Source organism: Pseudomonas sp. KBN10P06128 (assembly GCF_037574945.1).
Lineage (GTDB): Bacteria > Pseudomonadota > Gammaproteobacteria > Pseudomonadales > Pseudomonadaceae > Pseudomonas > Pseudomonas aeruginosa.
This window is the reverse complement of the sequence record NZ_JBBELR010000001.1, coordinates 1,309,941-1,328,670: the sequence shown is the minus strand read 5'-3', so window position 1 is coordinate 1,328,670 and position 18,730 is coordinate 1,309,941. Positions and strand designations below refer to the sequence as shown.

The following is an 18,730-nucleotide window of genomic DNA, read 5'->3' as shown; positions in this document are numbered from 1 at the left end:
GAGCCTTCACCTTCGCGGGTACTGCGGCTGGGAAATGATAGATTTTCTCATTTCCCAGCCGCGAAGGCGAGCCATCGCTCCGTGCAACTGCCTCTTTGCTGATCCGGAGCAAACGAAAAGGGCAGCCGAAGCTGCCCTTTCCTCTCATCGGCGCGAGCCGATCATTCCCACTCGATAGTCGCCGGTGGCTTGCTCGACACGTCGTAGGTGACCCGGGAGATACCGGCGATCTCGTTGATGATGCGGTTCGAGACCTTCTCCAGCAGTTCATAGGGCAGGTGAGCCCAGCGCGCGGTCATGAAGTCGATGGTCTCCACCGCGCGCAGGGCGACGACCCAGGCGTAGCGACGGCCGTCGCCGACCACGCCGACCGATTTCACTGGCTGGAACACCACGAACGCCTGGCTGGTCTTGTGGTACCAGTCGAAGGCGCGCAGTTCTTCGATGAAGATGTGGTCGGCCTGGCGCAGCAGGTCGGCGTACTCCTTCTTCACCTCGCCGAGGATGCGCACGCCCAGGCCCGGGCCGGGGAACGGGTGGCGGTAGACCATGTCGTAGGGCAGGCCCAGCTCCAGGCCGATCTTGCGCACTTCGTCCTTGAACAGTTCGCGCAGCGGCTCGACCAGTTCGAACTGCATGTCCTCCGGCAGGCCGCCGACGTTGTGGTGCGACTTGATCACGTGGGCCTTGCCGGTCTTGGCGCCGGCCGACTCGATCACGTCGGGGTAGATGGTGCCCTGGGCGAGGAACTTCACGTCCTGCAGCTTGGTGGCTTCTTCGTCGAAGACTTCGATGAAGGTGCGGCCGATGATCTTGCGCTTCTCTTCCGGATCGGCGACGCCGGCCAGGCGGCCGAGGAACTTGTCCTCGGCGTTGGCACGGATCACCTTCACGCCCATGTTCTCGGCGAACATGGCCATCACCTGGTCGCCTTCGTGCAGGCGCAGCAGGCCGTTGTCGACGAACACGCAGGTCAGTTGGTCGCCGATGGCCTTGTGCAGCAGCGCGGCGACCACCGAGGAGTCCACGCCGCCGGAGAGGCCGAGCAGGACCTTGGAGGAACCGACTTGGGCGCGCACGGTGGCGATGGCGTCGTCGACGATGTTCGACGGGGTCCACAGCGCGGCGCAACCACAGATGTCGAGGACGAAGCGCGAGAGAATGCGCAGGCCCTGCTTGGTGTGGGTGACTTCCGGGTGGAATTGCACGCCGTAGTAGGCGCGGGCATCGTCGGCCATGGCGGCGATCGGGCAGCTCGGGGTGCTGGCCAGGATGTGGAAGCCGGCCGGCATCTCGGTGACCTTGTCGCCGTGGCTCATCCACACGTCGAGGCCGAGCACGCCGTCGTCGTCCACGTGGTCCTCGATGCCGTCCAGCAGGCGCGCCTTGCCGACCACGTCGACGCGGGCGTAGCCGAACTCGCGCAGGTCGGAGCCCTGCACCTTGCCGCCCATCTGCTCGGCCATGGTCTGCATGCCGTAGCAGATGCCGAACAGCGGCACCTTCAGGTCGAACACCGCCTGCGGCGCGCGCGGGCTGTCGGCTTCGTGTACCGACTCGGGACCGCCGGCGAGGATGATGCCGCGCGGCGCGAAGGCGATGATCGCCTCGTTGCTCATGTCGAAGGGATGGATTTCGCAATACACGCCGATCTCGCGCACGCGGCGGGCGATCAGCTGGGTGTACTGGGAGCCGAAATCGAGGATCAGGATACGGTGGGCGTGAATGTCTTGGGACATGGCCATCTCTCGCTACGGAATTCGAAAACGACACGGGGCTGAATCGAACAGCCCCGTGCAGCACTCATTTCAATCAGCCTCAACCAACCCGGTAGTTGGGGGCTTCCTTGGTGATCTGGACGTCGTGGACATGGGACTCGGCCATGCCCGCGCCGGTGATCCGGACGAACTGCGGCTGCGTGCGCATCTGCTGGATGTCGGCGCTGCCGGTGTAGCCCATGGCGGCGCGCAGGCCGCCCATCAGTTGGTGGACGATGGCGGACAAGGCACCCTTGTACGGCACGCGACCCTCGATGCCTTCCGGCACCAGCTTCTCGGCGCCGGCGGAGGCGTCCTGGAAGTAGCGGTCGGACGAGCCCTGGGAGCCGGACATGGCGCCCAGCGAACCCATGCCGCGGTAGGACTTGTAGGAACGGCCCTGGAACAGCTCGATCTCGCCCGGCGCTTCCTCGGTACCGGCGAACATCGAGCCCATCATCACGCAGTAGGCGCCGGCGACCATGGCCTTGGCCAGGTCGCCGGAGAAGCGGATGCCGCCGTCGGCGATCAGCGGTACGCCGGTGCCTTCGAGGGCGGCGGCGACGTTGGCGATGGCGGAGATCTGCGGCACGCCGACACCGGCGACGATCCGGGTGGTGCAGATCGAGCCCGGGCCGATGCCGACCTTGACCGCGTCGGCGCCAGCCTCGGCGAGGGCCTTGGCGGCCTCGGCGGTGGCGATGTTGCCGCCAATCACCTGGACGTCCGGGAAGGTCTGCTTGACCCAGCGCACGCGCTCGATCACGCCCTTGGAGTGGCCGTGGGCGGTGTCCACCACCACCACATCGACCCCGGCGGCGACCAGCGCGGCGACGCGCTCGCCGGTATCGGCGCCGGTGCCGACGGCGGCACCGACGCGCAGGCGGCCCTGCTCGTCCTTGGACGCCAGCGGGTAGGTCTTGGCCTTCTCGATGTCACGGAAGGTCACCAGGCCACGCAGGTAGAAGTTCTCGTCGACTACCAGCATCTTCTCGATGCGGTTCTCGTAGAGCTTGGCCTTCATCTCTTCCAGCGGGGTGCCTTCGCGGGCGGTGACCAGCTTGTCCTTCGGGGTCATGATCGCGGCGACGGTATCGCCGGCGTTCGGCTTCACCCGCAGGTCGCGACCGGTGACGATACCGACCAGCTCGCCCTGCTCCACCACCGGGAAACCGGAGAAGCCGTACTCGCGGGCCATCTGCAGCAGTTCGATGATCTTGGTCGAGGGGGTCACGGTGACCGGGTCGCGGACGATGGCCGTTTCGTGCTTCTTGACCTTGCGGACTTCCGCGGCCTGCTGCTCGATGCCCATGTTCTTGTGGATGATGCCGATGCCGCCTTCCTGGGCCATGGCGATGGCCAGGCGGGCTTCGGTCACGGTATCCATCGCGGCGGATACCAGCGGGATGTTCAGTTCGATGCCGCGGGTCAGGCGAGTTTTCAAACTCACGTCCTTGGGCAGGACTTCGGAATAACCGGGGATCAGAAGGACGTCGTCGAAAGTCAGGGCTTCTTGACTGATTCGCAGCATGGCGGGCGCTCCCAGACGGGAAAAATGGAAGCGCGACATTATACCCAGCCACGCGCTTCCGCTCAACGCAGTTGATCGCCGAAAACGGCGAATGGGCAAATATCTTGCAAGGCGCCCGCCAGGTCCCGTTCCGCCTGTCCTATCCCGCATTTGCAGGATGGCAGCGCGGCGGCGGATGGCCGGATACTGCGTACGTCACCCAGCGACCGCCCAGGCGGCGGGACGCCGATTCCAAGAACTATAAAAGTGGGACGGGGGAGAGAATGAAAGGGAGCACTGACCCGCATTCGTCATCCGCAGCCTTGCTCGCGGCGTTCGGCGCCGCCGTGCTGGACATCAACCGGCTGGCGCGCGACAAGACCCTGGAGCGTTTCCATCGCACCGCGCTGGAACGTCTGCAGCAACTGGTGCCGTTCCAGCGTGCCTGGTGGGGCCGCGCGGCGCTGATCGACGGCGTGCCGGTGGAGCACAGCGCACATCTGTTCAACCTCGAAGAGCACTATGTCGAGGACTGGAAATCGATCAGCCACGACGACATCACCGTCGGCCTGGTACACGCCCACCCGGGCACCGCCGTGGCCGTCGACATGCAGGCCACCGCCGGGCTGCGCTGGCTTGGCGCGCGTCACGACATCGGTGAGTTGCTCTGCGTGATCCACGTCGACCCGATCACCCGCCTCAGCGACCATGTCGCCCTCTATCGCACGCCTGGCGGCCCGCCCTTCGCGGAACAGGAGAAGCTGCTCCTCGGGCAACTCTCGGCGCACCTGGCCGCGGCCGTCTCGGCCAACCAGATCCGTACCCTGGTGGCCCTGCGCGAATCCCTCGAACGCCAGGCTCTGGCCATGGCGGTATGCGACCGCTACGGCGTGCTGCATTGCGCCGAACGCGGCTTCGTCGACCTGCTGCTCGGCGCCTGGCCGGGCTGGACCGGTCCGCAGTTGCCGGAGGAAACCAGCCCGCAGGGCTATCGCGATGCGCGCCTGGTGATCGACTCGCGGCAGGTCGGCGACCTCTACCTGCTCACCGCGCGGCAACCGAGCGCGATCGAACAGTTGAGCAATCGCGAAGGCGACGTCGCCCTGCTGTTCAGCGAAGGCAAGACCTACAAGCAGATCGCCCGCGACCTCGGCCTGGCGCCGAACACCGTGCGCCATCACATACGCACCATCTATTCCAAGCTCGGCGTCAACGACAAGGCGAGCATCGCCCACCTGCTGCACCAGTTCCCGCCTGGCTGACAGCCCTCCACCCCTGCCATCACCGCTTCGACCGCCCCGCCATGGGCGGCATGGGCGCCCTTTCGCCTGCGAAAAGGCGCAACCACCACCGGCGCGACGAACGCCGGGCACACAACGACCGGGGAGACCGACACATGACCCACCGCACCGCCTCGATGGCCGCACCGACCGCCAGCGCCCTCGCGCTGCTCGGCATCCCGCTCCTGCTGGGCGCCGAGGCCGGCGCCGCCGACCTCAACGCCCGCGATTTCTTCGGCGCCCCGGCGGGCACCACGCTCGGCGTGCTCTACCTGCCGGCGACCCGCGCCCATGAGTTCCACGGACCGGCCGATCGCAACGGCAAGGCCGAACTGAAGACCAACGCGGTGGCCTACCGCCAGGTGTTCTTCAGCGACATCTGCGGCACTCTCTGCACGCCGCAGTTCATCATTCCCTTCGTCGACATCGATGCGCGCCTGCCCGGCAGCGCCGGGCATACCGGCGAGACCGGTTTCGGCGATCCCCAGGTCGGCGGCACCCTGTTTTTCGTCAACGACCCGGAACGGCGCCGCTACAGCGGCCTGCTGACCCTGATCACCCTGCCGCTGGGCGAGTACCACGCGAAGAACCCCGATGTCTCGCCCGGCGCCAACCGCTGGGGCGCCACCTTCGTCTACAACTACACCCAGGGCATCGGCCGCGACTGGGTGCTGGAAGCCAACCTGGAAGCGCAGTTCTACGCGAAGAACGACGACTACTTCGGCAGCGACCTGGAACAGAAACCGCTCTATCGCCTGCAAGCCTTCGCCTCCTACGACTTCAGCCAGAGCACCTACGGCGCCCTCAAGCTGGTGCACGCCGATGGCGGCGAACTGAAGCTGCAGGGCCATACCCTCGACGACACCCACCAGCGCTACACCCAACTCGGCTTCGAGCTAGGCCACTGGCTGGACCGGCGCAACAGCCTGATGTTCGGTCTCTCGCGCAACGTCGCCACCGACAATGCTTTCCATGGCAGCCAGGCCCTGTTGCGCCTGGTCCATGTGTTCTGAGGAGGCGCAGCCATGAGCGCTTCCGACAAGACTCTCGCCAGCGCCTCTCCGGCGTCCGGCAACCTCGCGCTGCTCGCGGCCATCGTGGTGTTCGCCGCGATCACCCCGACCATCCTGATGACCGCCCCCGCCGTCGCCGCGCAACTGGCGGCCCAGTGGCAACTGAGCCCGGCGCGGGTCGGCGACCTGTTTTCGGTGGAGCTAGGCGCCATGAGCCTGGCGACGCTGCCGGCCTTCCATTGGCTGAAACGCGTCGATTGGCGCCACGCGGCGCTGCTCGCCGGCCTGCTGTTCATCGCCGCCAACCTGGCCTCGGCGCTGGCCGGCAGCTACCCGCTGCTGCTCGCCCTGCGTTTCTGCAGCGCCCTCGCCGGCGGCTCGCTGATGATCCTCTGCCTGTCCAGCGCCGCCAGCACCGCCACCCCGAGCCGGGTCTACGGGCTCTGGGTGATGGGCCAACTGGTGGTCGGCGCCGTCGGCCTGGCACTGCTGCCGGCGCTGTTCGAACGCTTCGGCCTGGCCGCCTGCTACCTGTTGCTGGCCGGCCTGATGGGCCTCGCCCTACCGTTGTCGCGGGCCTTCCCCAGTGGCAGCCCGCCAGCGGAAGCCCGCGCCAGTACCGGCGCGGTTCACTCGCGACTGCGGGTCGGGCTGGGTATCCTCGCCGTGCTCACCTTCTATATCAGCCTCAGCGGCGTCTGGACCTTCATCGGCGCCATCGCCGAAGGCGCGGGGATCGGTGCCGGCGCCAGCGGCGAGGTACTCGCCGTCGCCACCCTGATGGGCATCGCCGGGGCGGCCTGCGCCTCCTTCATCGGCAACCGCCTGCCGCGCGACCTGATGCTGCTCGGCGGCTACCTGGCGATGGCCGCGGCGATCCTCCTGCTGATCGGCCAGCCACCGCTGGCGCGCTTCGCCCTGGCCGCGCTGCTGTTCAAGTTCACCTGGACCTTCGCCCTGCCGTTCATCCTCGCCTGCCTCGCCGACCTGGACCGCTCCGGCCGCCTGATGAACGCCTCCAACCTGGTCATCGGCGGCGGGCTGGCCATCGGCCCGGCGCTGGCCGGACGACTCATCGAAGGCAGCGGCGGTTTCCTCCCGCTACTGCCGATCGCCGCCGGCCTGGCCGGCCTCTCGCTGCTGCTGGCCCTGGCCTGCCGGCCACGCTGAAACCCTTTCCCGAACCACGGATACCCGCCATGACCCGACGTACCGCTTTCTTCTTCGACGAACTCTGCCTCTGGCACGCCGCCGGCCCGCACGCGCTGACCCTGCCGGTCGGCGGCTGGGTGCAACCGCCTGCCGCCGCCGGACACGCCGAATCACCGGAAACCAAGCGCCGGCTGAAAAGCCTGCTCGACGTGTCCGGCCTGACCGCCCGCCTGCAACTGCGCAGCGCACCGCCGGCGAGCGACGAGGACCTGCTGCGCGTGCATCCGGCGCACTATCTGGAACGCTTCAAGGCGTTGAGCGACGCCGGCGGCGGCAGCCTCGGCCAGGACGCGCCGATCGGCCCGGGCAGCTACGAGATCGCCCGGCTCTCCGCCGGCCTGGCCATCGCCGCGCTGGACGCGGTGCTCGCCGGCGAGGCGGACAACGCCTACTCGCTGTCGCGGCCGCCAGGTCACCACTGCCTGCCGGACCAGGCGATGGGCTTCTGTTTCTTCGCCAACATCGCCGTGGCCATCGAGGCGGCCAAGGCGCGCCACGGCGTCGAGCGGGTCGCGGTGCTGGACTGGGACGTGCACCACGGTAACGGCACCCAGGCGATCTACTACCGGCGCGACGACGTGTTGAGCATTTCCCTGCATCAGGACGGCTGCTTCCCGCCTGGCTACAGCGGCGCGGAAGACATCGGCGAGGATCGCGGTCGTGGCTTCAACCTCAACGTGCCGCTGCTTCCCGGCGGCGGTCACGACGCCTACATGCAGGCCATGCAACGCATCGTGTTGCCAGCGCTGGAGCGCTTCCGCCCGCAATTGATCGTGGTCGCCAGTGGCTTCGACGCCAACGCGGTGGACCCGCTGGCACGCATGCAACTGCACAGCGACAGCTTCCGGGCGATGACCGCGATGGTCCGCCACGCGGCCGAGCGGCATGCCGGCGGACGCCTGGTGGTGGTCCACGAAGGCGGCTACTCGGAAGCCTACGTGCCGTTCTGCGGCTTGGCTGTGATCGAAGAACTCAGCGGCGTGCGCAGCGCGGTGCGCGACCCGCTGCGCGACTTCATCGAGTTGCAGCAGCCCAACGCGGCGTTCCGCGACTTCCAGCGCCAGCGCCTCGAAGAGCTGGCCGCACAGTTCGGCCTGTGCCCGGCGCAGCCGCTTCAAGCGGCCAGGTAGCGCCCGACCAGCGCCAGGCCGCTGCACAGCACCAGCCAGGTGACCAGGCGGACGAAGGCTTCACGCGACAGACGCAGGGTCACCCGACGGCCGATCCACAGGCCCAGCGCCATGCCCGGCAGCAGGCAGGCGGCGAACAGCCAGGGCTCGCGCGCGGCATACAGCCCGGCGAGCAGGAACAGCCCCAGGCGGACGAAGGTGCTACAACCGATCAGCGCGCTCTGGGTGGCGCGCATCTGCTCCTTGCTCGCCAGGCGTCCGTTCAGGTACAGCGAATAAAGGAAGCCGCCGCTGCCGAACAACGCGCCGAACAGCCCGCCGAAGACACCGAAGGGCAACGCCCAGGTCGCCCGCCAGCGCGGCTGGCCGCGTGGCTGGAGGAACAGCGCGTAGAGCGCATAGAGACTGACGAACACGCCGAGGGCCAGCATCAGCAGCTCCGCGCGTAGCGCCAGAAGTCCGTACGCCCCGAGCGCACAGCCCAGCAGCATGCAGGGCAGCAGACGCTTGAGCTCAGTGACGGCGATCTGCCGCCGCGCCGGCAGCCAGTTGCCGAACGACGCGCTGAAATCCAGCAGGACCAGCAGCGGAATGATCTGCGACAGCGGCAGCACCCCGGCCAGCAACGGGCCGGCGACCAGCGCGGTGCCGAAGCCGGCGATGCCGAACACCACATAGGCGAGGACGATGGCCAGTTCGACCAGCAGCCATTGCCATAGGCTGAACGGCAGGGCGGCGAACAGGACTGACGGATCGAGCGAGGACATGGCGACTCCCGGAACGACGACCTGCGCACTCTAGCGAGCGCAACGGCGCGCCAGCCAATACAATCCGAGCCCTGTAGCCATCTCGAAAAGGCATGGGGAATCTTCCGATGATCTCTTTGCGGCAACTCCATTACTTCGTCGAAATCGTCGAGTCCGGCGGCTTCAGCCGTGCCGCCGAACGCCTGTTCGTCGCCCAGTCGGCGCTCAGCCGGCAGGTGCGCGAACTGGAGGACAGCATCGGCCCCCCACTGCTCCGCCGCGGTCCGCGCCAGGTCGAGCTGACGCCGGCCGGTCGCGCCTTCCTGCCACGCGCGCAGCGCCTGCTCGGCGACCTGGAGGCCGCCCGGCGCCTGGCTCGCGAGGTCGGCGAAGGCGGCCATGGCCTGCTGCGCCTGGGGCACTCCAGCTCGGTGCCGCTGGTGGGCGGCCTGCAAGCGGCGCTGCGCGGCTACCTCGCGGCGCAGAGCGGCGTCCGCCTGGAACTGACCCAGCAATCCTCCGAGCAGCAACTCGCCGATCTCGCCGAAGGACGCCTGGACCTTGGCCTGCTGCGCCTGCCGGTGCTGCGCCAGCATCCCCGGCTGCACCTGCGCGCCCTGTACCGCGAGCCGTTGCTCCTGGCTCTCGCCGCCGACCATCCGCTGGCCCGCCGTGAAGCCCCCGTGGCCCTGGCCGCCCTGGCCGGAGAAACCTTCGTCTCCATTCCCCACCTGCAACGCGGCGGCCTCAGCTATCGCGCCGCCGAACTCTGCCTCGGCGCCGGTTTCTACCCACGCCCGGCGCGCGCGCTGTCGCGCAAGACCAGCCAGTTACAACTGATCGAGGCCGGCTTCGGCGTCGCCCTGGTGCCCGCCTCGATGCGCGCCATCGCACCGCCCGCCGTGCGCTTCCTGCCTCTGGCCGAGGCCGAGGCGTACAGCGAGGTGGCGTTGGCCTGGCGACGCGACGATAGCCCCCTGGTGGAAGGCTTCGTCGAATATTTCCTGGAGAATCTGCCGAACGAAGCCAAGGATTGATCGCACATCCCGGTGCGCCGCCTTATCATGCCGCCCATGCGTAACGATCCCTTCCAACGGCTCGGCCTCGATCGCGAGGTGCTGACCGTCAGCCAACTGAACCAGCGCGCCCGCCTGCTGCTGGAAGACGTGTTCCCGCAGGTCTGGGTCGAGGGCGAGCTGTCCAACCTCGCCCGGCCGGCCTCCGGACATGTCTACTTCACCCTCAAGGACAGCAACGCGCAGATCCGCTGCGCGCTGTTCCGGCAGAACGCCCTGCGCGTACGCCAGGCCTTGCGCGACGGGCTGGCGGTAAAGGTGCGCGGAAAGATCTCGCTGTTCGAGGGACGCGGCGACTACCAGCTGATCGCCGATACCGTCGAGCCGGCCGGCGACGGCGCCCTGCGCCTGGCCTTCGAGGCATTGAAGGAAAAACTCGCCGGCGAAGGCCTGTTCGCCAGCGAACGCAAGCGTCCGCTGCCCGCCCATCCGCGCCGCATCGGTATCGTCAGTTCGCCCAGCGGGGCGGTGATCCGCGACATCATCAGCGTGTTTCGCCGCCGCGCACCGCAGGTCGAGCTGACCCTGGTGCCCACCGCAGTGCAGGGCCGCGAGGCCGTCGCGCAGATCGTCCGCGCGCTGCAACTGGCCGACCGGCAAGGCTTCGACGCGCTGATCCTGGCCCGGGGCGGCGGTTCCCTGGAAGACCTCTGGTGCTTCAACGAAGAAGCGGTGGCGCGCGCCGTGGCGGCCTGCACCACGCCGATCGTCAGCGCGGTCGGCCACGAGACCGACGTATCGATCAGCGACTTCGTCGCCGACGTGCGCGCCCCGACGCCTTCGGCCGCCGCCGAACTGCTGGCGCCCAACGCCGGCGACCTGCAGCAGCGTCTCGACGGCCTGCGCCGGCGCCTGGTGCTGCGCATGCGCGACCAGTTGCTGCGCGAACGCCTGCGCCTGGAAGGCGTCGCCCGCCGCCTGCGCCATCCCGGCGAACGCCTGCGCCAGCAGGCACAGCGCCTGGACGACCTGGATATGCGCCTGCGCCGTGCCTTCGAGCGCCAGCTGGCGGTCCGCCACGAACGCCTGGTCCGCCTGGAGACGCGTCTCGCCGCACAGCATCCGGGCCGCACCCTGGCGCTGCTCCGGCAGAAGCTCGACAGCCTCGCCGCGCGCCTGCCGCGCGCCGCCCGCGAGGCACTGAGGGATCGTCGTCAGCGCCTCGAAGGACTGGCGCAGACGCTCAACGTGGTCAGCCCGCTGGCGACCCTGGGCCGCGGCTACAGCATCCTCCTCGACGAGCGTGGCCGGGCGATCCGCGATGCCGGCCAGACCCAGCCGGGACAGCGCCTGAAGGCGCGCCTCGCGGAAGGCGAACTGGAGGTGCGGGTCGAGGACAACCACCGGACGCCGGTGACCCTGTCGCTGCTGGACTGAGCCGCGATGATCCGCCTCAGCCAGCGCGCCCTGGCCTACCTCAACGAGGTGATCCACCACGGTTCTCTTCGCCGCGCCGCCCAGCACCTGAACATCGACCCCTCGGCCATCAGCCGGCAGCTCGCCAGCCTGGAGGAACATCTCGGCGTGCGCCTCCTGCAACGCACCCCGCAGGGCGTGGCGCCTACCGAGGCCGGCGAGCTGCTGGTGGCGCACTACCGCCAGCAACGGGCCAACGAAGAGGGCGTGCTGTCGCGTCTGTCGGCCCTGCAGGGGCTGCGCCAGGGCAAGGTGCGCCTGGCGGTCGGAGAGGGCTTCATCGCCGACCTGATCTCCCAGCCATTGCAGAGTTTCATTCTGCGCTACCCCGGCATCGAGCTGGAGGTCCGCATGGCCGGGGCCAACGAAGGCGTGGCGCTGGTCAAGGAAGACGCCGTCGACCTGGCCCTGGTCTACGCCCCGGTCGAGGACGGCGAGTTGGACGTGCACGTCGACACCCGCCAGCCCCTCGATCTGATCATCCCCGCCAACCATGCCCTCGCCGGACACCGCGGCGCGGTGCCGATGCGCGCGCTGCGCAACGAGTCGCTGGCGTTGATCCACAACAGCACCGGCATGGGTCAACTGGCGGTGATCGCCGCCCAACTGGAGCGCATCGAGCTAAGGCCGAAGCTGCGCACCAACTCGGTGGCGGTGCTGACCAATTTCGTCAAGTCCGGCATCGGCGTGGCCTTCATGCCGGAGTTGACGGTCAGCCACGAGATCGAGGCCGGGCATATCCGTTGCCTGCCGCTGGCCCACCCGGCGCTGCGCGACGCCCGCGCGCGGATCGTCAGCCACAAGGGCCGCGAGCTGACCGTGGCGGCGATCGCCTGCCTGGAACACCTGCGCCGTGGCATGCGCTTCTTCAGTGGCGACGCGCCCGGGCTCTCGCAGCGCTGAGGCGTTGTCTTTTTCGCATCACGTCCGGACTTGAATAGTCAACGAGACAACGGCTAGCGTTGCTTCGCTTTCGTGCGAGCACCCGGCCCCGCGCCCCGACAAGAAGTGCCGCCGATCCCTCGACCGTTCGGACTGCCATAAGGAAAACAACATGCACACGAATCCGCGCCGCGGCCTCGCCCGCCGCTTCGCCGCCGGACTGCTGGCCGCCGCCCTGGGCCTGGGTGGCAGCCTCGCCCAGGCCGCCACCACCCTCAACCTGAGCTATAACGGCGCCGCCGACAGCGAGAAGAACCTGGTGCACCTGTTCGCCAGCAACCTCAAGCGCCTGGCCGAGGAAAAGAGCGGCGGCGAGCTGCAGTTCAAGCTCTACCCCAACAGCATGCTCGGCGAAGAGGAGCAGCGCATGGAACAGGTGATGACCGGCCCCGGCCTGAACATCGCCTCGTTCGCCGGGATCGCCCCGCTGTTCCCGGAGATCTACGTCAGCGCCACGCCCTTCATGTTCAAGGACGCCGCCGCGGCCCATGCCTTCTTCGATAGCGGCAGCTACTGGAAGGCCGCCCGCGAGGCCTTCCGCGAGCGCACCGGCACCGAGCTGCTGGCGGTGGTCGAGGAAGGCGGCTTCCTCAACTTCACCAACGGCAAGAAGCCGATCCACGGCCCGGCGGACTTCCAGGGCCTGCGCTTCCGCGCCATGGATCCCAGCCAGGTGGCGCTCTATGAAGCCTTCGGCGCCTCCGGCACGCCGATCCCCTGGACCGAGTTGTACATGGGCCTGCGCACCGGCGTCGCCGACGGCCAGATGAACCCGACCTCCTACATCATCCTCGGCAGCCTCTACCAGGTGCAGAAGTACCTGACCCTGGCCAACATCCAATACTCCGACCAGTTCCTGGTGGCCAACGGCGATCTGCTCGCCAGCCTCCCGGCGAAGGCGCGCCAGGCCCTGCTCGACGCCGCAGCCGAAGCCACCCGGCTGAACCGCGAGGCGGTCGCCGCCCAGCAGGAGCACGACCTGGCGTTCCTCAAGGAAAAGGGCATGCAGATCATCCAGCCGTCCGCCGATGACCTCGCCGCCTTCCGCGAGAAAGGCCAGCCGTCCTACCTGGCCTGGCTGAAGACCCAGGACATCGAGCCGCGCTGGACCGAGATGGCCTTCCGCGACGCCGGTCTCGCCACCGCCCCCTGACCTTCGCGCGTTGCCCCCCGACGGCCGCTGCCGTCGGTCGGGCGCGCCTGTCCGACTTCCGGAGTACCTCCCATGCCGTCATTGCTCAAGGGCATGCGCGCCGCGTTGCTGAACCTCGCCACGCTGCTGTTGCTGCTCGACCTGGTCCTGCTCATCTACGGCGTGTTCGCCCGCTACCTGCTCGGCAGCTCGCCGATCTGGATGGACGAACTGGCCCGCTACCTCATCATCGGCGCAGTAATGCTGGCGCTCGGCGCGGTATGGATGGAAGGCGGGCACATGCGCGTCAACCTGTTGGAACAACGCCTGCCGCCGCGCCTGGCGCAGGTCCTCAGGCTCTACCAGTGGCTGCTGGCGCTGGCCTTCTTCGCCTTCGCCGCCTGGGTCAGCACCCGCTACGCGCTGAACGCCGGGCGCTTCCGCAGCCTCGGCCTGGGCGTCAGCCGCACCTGGCCGTTGCTCAGCCTGCCGCTCGGCTTCGGCCTGCTGACCCTCATGCTGTTGCTCCAGGGGCCCTGGCCGCGGCAGCCGGCCAGCACCACCGTCGAGGGAGGGACGCAGGCATGATGGCCATCGCCATGATCGCGGCCTTCGTGGTCAACCTCCTGCTCGGCCTGCCGCTGTTCCTCTGCCTGCTGCTCACCGCGCTGGTGGGGTTCCTCTTCGTCGACCCGGCGCTGTTCGCCAACACCCTGCCGCAGCGCTTCTTCGGCGGCATGGACATCTTCTCGCTGATGGCGATCCCGCTGTTCGTGCTGGCCGGCAACCTGATGAACCATTCCGGCATGACCCCGCGCCTGATGCGCCTGGCCAACGCCCTGGTCGGCCACTTCCGCGGCGGCCTCGGCCACGTCAACGTGGTCGCCGGGGTGTTCTTCGCCGGGGTCAACGGGTCCGCCGCGGCCGACGCTTCGGCACTCAGCACCCTGCTGGTGCCGGCCATGGAAAAGGAAGGCTACTCGCGGCGCTTCGCCGCCGGGCTGACCGCGGGCAGCTCGCTGATCGGTCCGATCATCCCGCCGAGCATCTTCATGATCCTCTACTCCTCGCTGACCAACACCTCGGTGGGCGAGCTGTTCCTCGCCGGGGTGATTCCCGGCCTGCTGCTGGCCGCCGCCTTCATGCTGCTGAACGCGGTGTACGCCTACCGCAACGGGCTGCAGGCGCGCCATGCGGCACCGGCCTGGGGCGAGATCCTGGCGGCGCTGTCCGGCGCCCTGACCGCGCTGATCGCGCCGGTGATCATCGTCGCCGGAATCGTCCTGGGACTGGTCACGCCCACCGAGTCGGGCGCCCTGATCGCCCTCTACGTGGCGCTGGTCGGCCTGCTCCAGCGCCAACTGAGCCTGGTCGGGCTGTGGAACTCGCTGCGCGAGACGGTACGCCTGACCGCCAGCATCTACGTGATCATCGCCGCCGCCTCGGTGGTCAACTGGTTGCTCAACTACGCCCAGGTCGCCAGCGAGTTCGCCCAGTTGCTGGAACCATTCGGCCACTCGCCGACCCTGATGCTGTTCATCATCAGTGCGGTGATCTTCGTCTGCGGCATGCTCATGGAGGAAGTCTCGGTACTGATGCTGCTGACGCCGATAGTCGCTCCGGTGGCGCTGGCCGCCGGCGTGGATCCGGTGCACCTGGGGCTGATCTTCACCCTGAACATCACCATCGCCCTGATCACCCCGCCAATGGGCGCCTGCCTGTTCATCGTGGCGACCATCAGCCGCCTCGATATCCTGGAAATGTTCAAGGGTATCTGGCCGTTCATCCTGCTGGCCCTGGGGGTACTCTCGCTGCTGATCCTGTTCCCCTCCCTGACCCTGTGGCTGCCACGCCTGCTCAATTGACACCATGACCGACTTCACCCAAGCCATCCCCGTTCTCCCGGAGCCCGACTGGCACGCCGTGGCCGGCATCCCCATCGTCGATGCCGGCACGCCGCTGGAGGCGCTCGGGCTGAGCCGTGACTTCAGCGTCTGGCCGGCCTACCACAAGCTCGGCATTCCTCACGCGATCCCGGAGTGCCACGCTCGCGGCGAGGTCTTCGAGCGTCTCCTGCGGGTCGCCGCCGCCCTCCCCGGCGGCGTGCGCCTGGTGGTGCTGGACGCCTGGCGGCCGTTCGCCGTGCAGCAGTATCTCTACGACAGCCTGTCCAGCGCCCTGGCCGCGCACTACCCACGGGCCGGCGAAGCCGAGCTGGAACGGCTCACCCGCCAGTTCGTCTCGCCGCCGAGCAGCAGCCGCGAGGCGCCCAGCCCGCATCTCACCGGCGGCGCGGTGGACGTCACCCTGTGCGACGCCCAGGGCCGCTGGCTGGACATGGGCAGCGCCTTCGACGAAGCCGTGCCGGCCTCCTACACCGCCTACTTCGAACGCCTGGCGGAGCCCGACGCGCGCCAGCGACGCGTCCGCGATCATCGTCGCCTGCTCTATCACGCGATGCTCGACGCCGGTTTCAGCAACCTGCCCAGCGAATGGTGGCACTACGATTTCGGCGACCAGCTCTGGGCCTGGCACACCGGCGCGACGCAGGCGCTGTTCGGCCCGGTGCAGTTGCAGGCGATGGACGCGCTCTGGCGCCAGCAGTTGCAGAAGCGCCCTCTGGCGGACTAGGAGGCGAAGGCGCGCCGGTAGCCCAGCGGCGGCAGGCCGAACGCGGCGGAGAACTGCTGGCGCAACGACACCGCCGAACCGAAGCCGGCCAGCCCGGCGATCGCCTGCACCGAATGCTCGGTGGTTTCCAGCAGGCGCTGGGCCAGTGCCAGGCGTTCGGCCTGCAGCCACTGGTTGACGGTGGTGCCGGTGAGCTGGCGGAAATGCCGGGTGAAGGTCCGCCGGCTCATCAGCACCCGCTGTGCCAGGCTGTCCAGGCTGTGCGCCTGGTCGAGGTTCTGCCGCAGCCAAACCAGCAGCTCGCCGAGACGGCCGTCCTGGGCGCTGTCCGGCAGCGGCTGCTCGATGAACTGGGCCTGGCCGCCCTGCCGATGCGGCGCCACCACCAGGCGCCGGGCCAGGTGATTGGTAGTCTGCGCACCGAGCCGCTGGCGGACCAGGTGCAGGCAGCAGTCGATGCCGGCGACGGTGCCTGCCGAGGTCAGCAGGCCGTCGTCCTCGATGTACAGCACGTCGGGCTCCACCCGCACCGCAGGGAAGCGCCCAGCGAAATCCTCCGCCCACATCCAGTGGGTGGTGGCGCGGCGACCGTCGAGCAACCCGGCCTCGGCCAGCACGAAGGCCCCCAGGCACAAGCCCACCAGTTGCGCACCGCGTGCACGGGCCGCGATCAACGCATCCAGCAGCGCTTGTGGCGGACGCTCGTGTGGATCGCGCCAACTCGGCACGATCACGGTCTGCGCCTCGGCCAGCGCTTCCAGCCCGGCCTCGGCCTCGATGGTAAACCCCACCGTGGTTCGCAGCCGGCCCGGCTCGGCGGCGCAGACACGCAGGTCGAAGGCCTGCGCGCAGGGGTCGTAGCACTCCTGGCCGAACACCAGGCAGGGCACCGACAGGTGGAACGGACTGATGCGGTCGAAGGCCACCACGGCCACGGACTGGCGGGACATGCGCACCTCGGTGGGTATGAGCGGGTTGGCCCGATTCTAGCGAAAGTTGTCTCTCAGGCCACTCACTCGCTACGCCGCGCCGGGACCAGAATCCGCCTCACCCACTCAGGAGGAAACGCCATGTCCGCACGTCAACCCAAACGCGCCTTGCTGGTCATCGACGTACAGAACGAATACGTCAGCGGCAACCTGCGTATCGAATTTCCCGCCATCCAATCGTCGCTGGAACGTATCGGCGCCGCCATGGATGCCGCCTACGCGGCGGGCATCCCGATCGTCGTGGTGCAGCACCTGGCGCCGGCGGACTCGCCGTTGTTCGCGCGCGGCAGCCGGCAGGCCGAGCTGCACGAGGTGGTCGCCTCGCGGCCCTACCAGCACAAGGTGGAAAAGCAACTGGCCAGTTCCTTCGTCGGCACCGGGCTGGCCGACTGGCTGCGCGAACGCGACATCGACACCCTCGCCGTGGTCGGCTACATGACCCAGCACTGCGACGACTCGACCATCCGCCAGGCGATCCACGAAGGCTGGCAGGTGGAATACCTGCACGACGCCAGCGGCTCGGTGCCCTACCGCAACCGCGCCGGCCAGGCCAGCGCGGAAGAGATCCACCGGATCTTCGGCATCGTCCTGCAGTCCTCCTTCGCCGCCGTGCTCAGCACCGAGGAATGGCTGGAAAGCCTCGCCGGCCGGCACGTTCCGGAACGCGACAACATCTACGACTCCAACCAGCGGGCCCTGGCCAACCGCTGAAACGACGCCGCCCCGTACGCGGGGCGGCGAGCGCTCAACCGACCAGCGAGCCGCGCGCCGGCAACGGCTTCCAGCCCGGGAACTCGCGCAGCCGCGGGTCGGGCACCGCGCAATAGGCGAATGTCCAGTTCGGCGCCGGCAGGTCCAGGCGCTCCAGCGGCACGCGCGTGCCGGCGCCGGCCTGCGGCGCCTTCCAGTCCTGGGTGATGTGCGCACCGCCCTGGCTGGCCAGGAGGATGCCGCGGTTGGCGCTGGTATCGTCCACCGTCCAGCGCGCGGCGGAGGCGTCCATCAGCACCTCCAGGTGCTCGTCGGTCACCTTGGCGCCGAACGGCGACTGCAGCAGCCAGCAGTACAGGCGCAGGTGCATCGCCCAGTTCCAGGCGGCCTTCTGCTCGGCCGCCCATTGCAGGAAACCGCGGAGGATGGTCAGGCCATCCGGCGGATCGATCTTCAGCAGTTCCGGGCAAAGGTCGTAGAGATGGTGCCAGGCGCTGCTCAGGCGCTTGTTGAGCTGGTCCGGACGCAGGGTGGAGTTCTTCGGCGGCAGGCCGGGAGCCACCACCAGGCCGGTCTGCGCCGGCAAGGGATATCTATTGCTGTTCATGCTCTGAACCTCGCACGCAAAGGCGGGGCGCCGGGCGCCCCTGCTCGACACGGCGCTCAGTGGCCGTGCTGCTCGTGCCCGCCCTGTTCGGCCGGCGCCTTGGACTCGACGACGATTTCCACCGGCACGTCGCCGGCCTTGCGGAAATGCAGCGTCAGCGGGAAGCGCTCGCCGGCCACCAGTGGCTGCTTCAGGCCCATCAGCATCAGGTGGTAGCCGCCGGGAGCGAAGCGCAGGTCCTTGCCTGGTGCGACGTCGACGCTGTCGACTTTCTGCATGCTCATCATGCCGCTCTTGTGCACATGCTCGTGCACCTCGGCGGAAGCCGCGCGCGGCGTGTCGGCGCCAAGCAGGGTGTCGTTTTCCTTGCCGTGGTTCTGCACCACGAAGTAGGCCGCGCCGTTCGGCGAGGTCGGCGGCAGGGCCAGCGCCCAGGGATGCTCGATGTGCAGTTGGCCGGCGCTGTACTCGTGGGCCTGGGCGAAAGCGGAAACGGCCAGCAGGGCCGCGGCAGCGAAGAAGGATGTGCGCATGGTGACTCTCCAGTAGCGTATGACCGGTCTTTTTCCGTCGGACCG

The 18,730-nt window shown here is 68.5% G+C and carries 18 protein-coding genes; 12 read left to right on the top strand and 6 right to left on the bottom strand.

The genetic code is table 11. From position 1 onward, the window contains the following. Positions 1–161: 161 nt before the first annotated feature. Both guaA and guaB read right to left on the bottom strand, forming a co-directional pair. Positions 162–1,739, bottom strand: a complete 1,578-nt coding sequence (gene guaA / locus VQ065_RS06210) for a glutamine-hydrolyzing GMP synthase (RefSeq protein ID WP_003105901.1) — start codon at positions 1,737–1,739, stop codon at positions 162–164. 79 nt (positions 1,740–1,818) lie between these two features. Beyond that, positions 1,819–3,288 (bottom strand): IMP dehydrogenase, encoded by a 1,470-nt coding sequence (gene guaB, locus VQ065_RS06205; RefSeq protein ID WP_003092702.1) that lies wholly within the window; start codon positions 3,286–3,288, stop codon positions 1,819–1,821. A gap of 263 nt (positions 3,289–3,551) precedes the next feature. Between guaB and VQ065_RS06200 the strand changes: the two genes are divergently transcribed. The 4 genes from VQ065_RS06200 (at position 3,552) to VQ065_RS06185 (ending at position 7,902) form a co-directional block, all read left to right on the top strand. Then, a complete protein-coding gene (locus VQ065_RS06200; protein WP_014604013.1) occupies positions 3,552–4,529 on the top strand; it encodes a helix-turn-helix transcriptional regulator in 978 nt (325 codons plus the stop codon). Positions 4,530–4,663: 134 nt separating this feature from the next. Beyond that, positions 4,664–5,560, top strand: a complete 897-nt coding sequence (locus VQ065_RS06195; RefSeq protein WP_003092715.1) for a transporter — start codon at positions 4,664–4,666, stop codon at positions 5,558–5,560. A gap of 12 nt (positions 5,561–5,572) precedes the next feature. Beyond that, positions 5,573–6,730 (top strand): MFS transporter, encoded by a 1,158-nt coding sequence (locus VQ065_RS06190; protein ID WP_003092718.1) that lies wholly within the window; start codon positions 5,573–5,575, stop codon positions 6,728–6,730. Positions 6,731–6,759: 29 nt separating this feature from the next. Continuing rightward, on the top strand, positions 6,760–7,902 hold the full coding sequence (locus tag VQ065_RS06185; protein ID WP_003092720.1) for a class II histone deacetylase: 1,143 nt from the start codon (positions 6,760–6,762) through the stop codon (positions 7,900–7,902). Here VQ065_RS06185 and VQ065_RS06180 read toward each other — a convergent pair. Further along, positions 7,887–8,669, bottom strand: a complete 783-nt coding sequence (locus VQ065_RS06180) for a sulfite exporter TauE/SafE family protein (RefSeq protein ID WP_003092722.1) — start codon at positions 8,667–8,669, stop codon at positions 7,887–7,889. The genes VQ065_RS06185 and VQ065_RS06180 overlap by 16 nt on opposite strands. Positions 8,670–8,776: 107 nt before the next feature. Here VQ065_RS06180 and VQ065_RS06175 point away from each other — a divergent pair, with 107 nt between their 5' ends. The 7 genes from VQ065_RS06175 (at position 8,777) to VQ065_RS06145 (ending at position 15,845) form a co-directional block, all read left to right on the top strand. After that, a complete protein-coding gene (locus VQ065_RS06175; protein WP_014604014.1) occupies positions 8,777–9,685 on the top strand; it encodes a LysR family transcriptional regulator in 909 nt (302 codons plus the stop codon). 36 nt (positions 9,686–9,721) lie between these two features. Further along, positions 9,722–11,101 (top strand): exodeoxyribonuclease VII large subunit, encoded by a 1,380-nt coding sequence (xseA, locus tag VQ065_RS06170; protein ID WP_003109797.1) that lies wholly within the window; start codon positions 9,722–9,724, stop codon positions 11,099–11,101. A gap of 6 nt (positions 11,102–11,107) precedes the next feature. After that, positions 11,108–12,043, top strand: coding sequence for a LysR family transcriptional regulator (locus VQ065_RS06165; RefSeq protein ID WP_003092728.1), 936 nt, complete (start codon positions 11,108–11,110; stop codon positions 12,041–12,043). A 151-nt stretch (positions 12,044–12,194) separates the two neighbouring features. Further along, complete coding sequence (locus tag VQ065_RS06160; protein WP_003092730.1) at positions 12,195–13,235, top strand: TRAP transporter substrate-binding protein; 1,041 nt, start codon at positions 12,195–12,197, stop codon at positions 13,233–13,235. Positions 13,236–13,307: 72 nt separating this feature from the next. Further along, positions 13,308–13,802, top strand: coding sequence for a TRAP transporter small permease (locus VQ065_RS06155; RefSeq protein WP_003092732.1), 495 nt, complete (start codon positions 13,308–13,310; stop codon positions 13,800–13,802). Continuing rightward, positions 13,799–15,079: a TRAP transporter large permease gene (locus tag VQ065_RS06150; protein ID WP_003092733.1), complete on the top strand. Its 1,281-nt coding sequence runs from the start codon at positions 13,799–13,801 to the stop codon at positions 15,077–15,079. Before VQ065_RS06155 ends, VQ065_RS06150 begins: the two co-directional genes overlap by 4 nt. A 4-nt stretch (positions 15,080–15,083) precedes the next feature. Next, positions 15,084–15,845 carry a M15 family metallopeptidase gene (locus VQ065_RS06145; protein WP_003092734.1) on the top strand — a complete coding sequence of 254 codons (762 nt, stop codon included), beginning with the start codon at positions 15,084–15,086 and terminating at the stop codon, positions 15,843–15,845. On the opposite strand, the gene VQ065_RS06140 is transcribed toward VQ065_RS06145, so the two are convergent. Next, on the bottom strand, positions 15,842–16,795 hold the full coding sequence (locus tag VQ065_RS06140) for a GlxA family transcriptional regulator (RefSeq protein ID WP_003092735.1): 954 nt from the start codon (positions 16,793–16,795) through the stop codon (positions 15,842–15,844). The genes VQ065_RS06145 and VQ065_RS06140 overlap by 4 nt on opposite strands. 120 nt (positions 16,796–16,915) lie before the next feature. Between VQ065_RS06140 and VQ065_RS06135 the strand changes: the two genes are divergently transcribed. Further along, the gene (locus tag VQ065_RS06135; RefSeq protein WP_003092736.1) at positions 16,916–17,545 is read left to right on the top strand and encodes a cysteine hydrolase family protein; all 630 of its coding nucleotides are present in this window, start codon (positions 16,916–16,918) and stop codon (positions 17,543–17,545) included. Positions 17,546–17,579: 34 nt separating this feature from the next. On the opposite strand, the gene VQ065_RS06130 is transcribed toward VQ065_RS06135, so the two are convergent. Next, positions 17,580–18,152 carry a putative natural product biosynthesis protein gene (locus VQ065_RS06130; RefSeq protein WP_003092738.1) on the bottom strand — a complete coding sequence of 191 codons (573 nt, stop codon included), beginning with the start codon at positions 18,150–18,152 and terminating at the stop codon, positions 17,580–17,582. A 56-nt stretch (positions 18,153–18,208) separates the two neighbouring features. Then, entirely contained in the window at positions 18,209–18,685 is a 477-nt protein-coding gene (locus VQ065_RS06125; RefSeq protein WP_003092740.1) for a copper chaperone PCu(A)C, read from the bottom strand. Between the last annotated feature and the right edge of the window lie 45 nt (positions 18,686–18,730).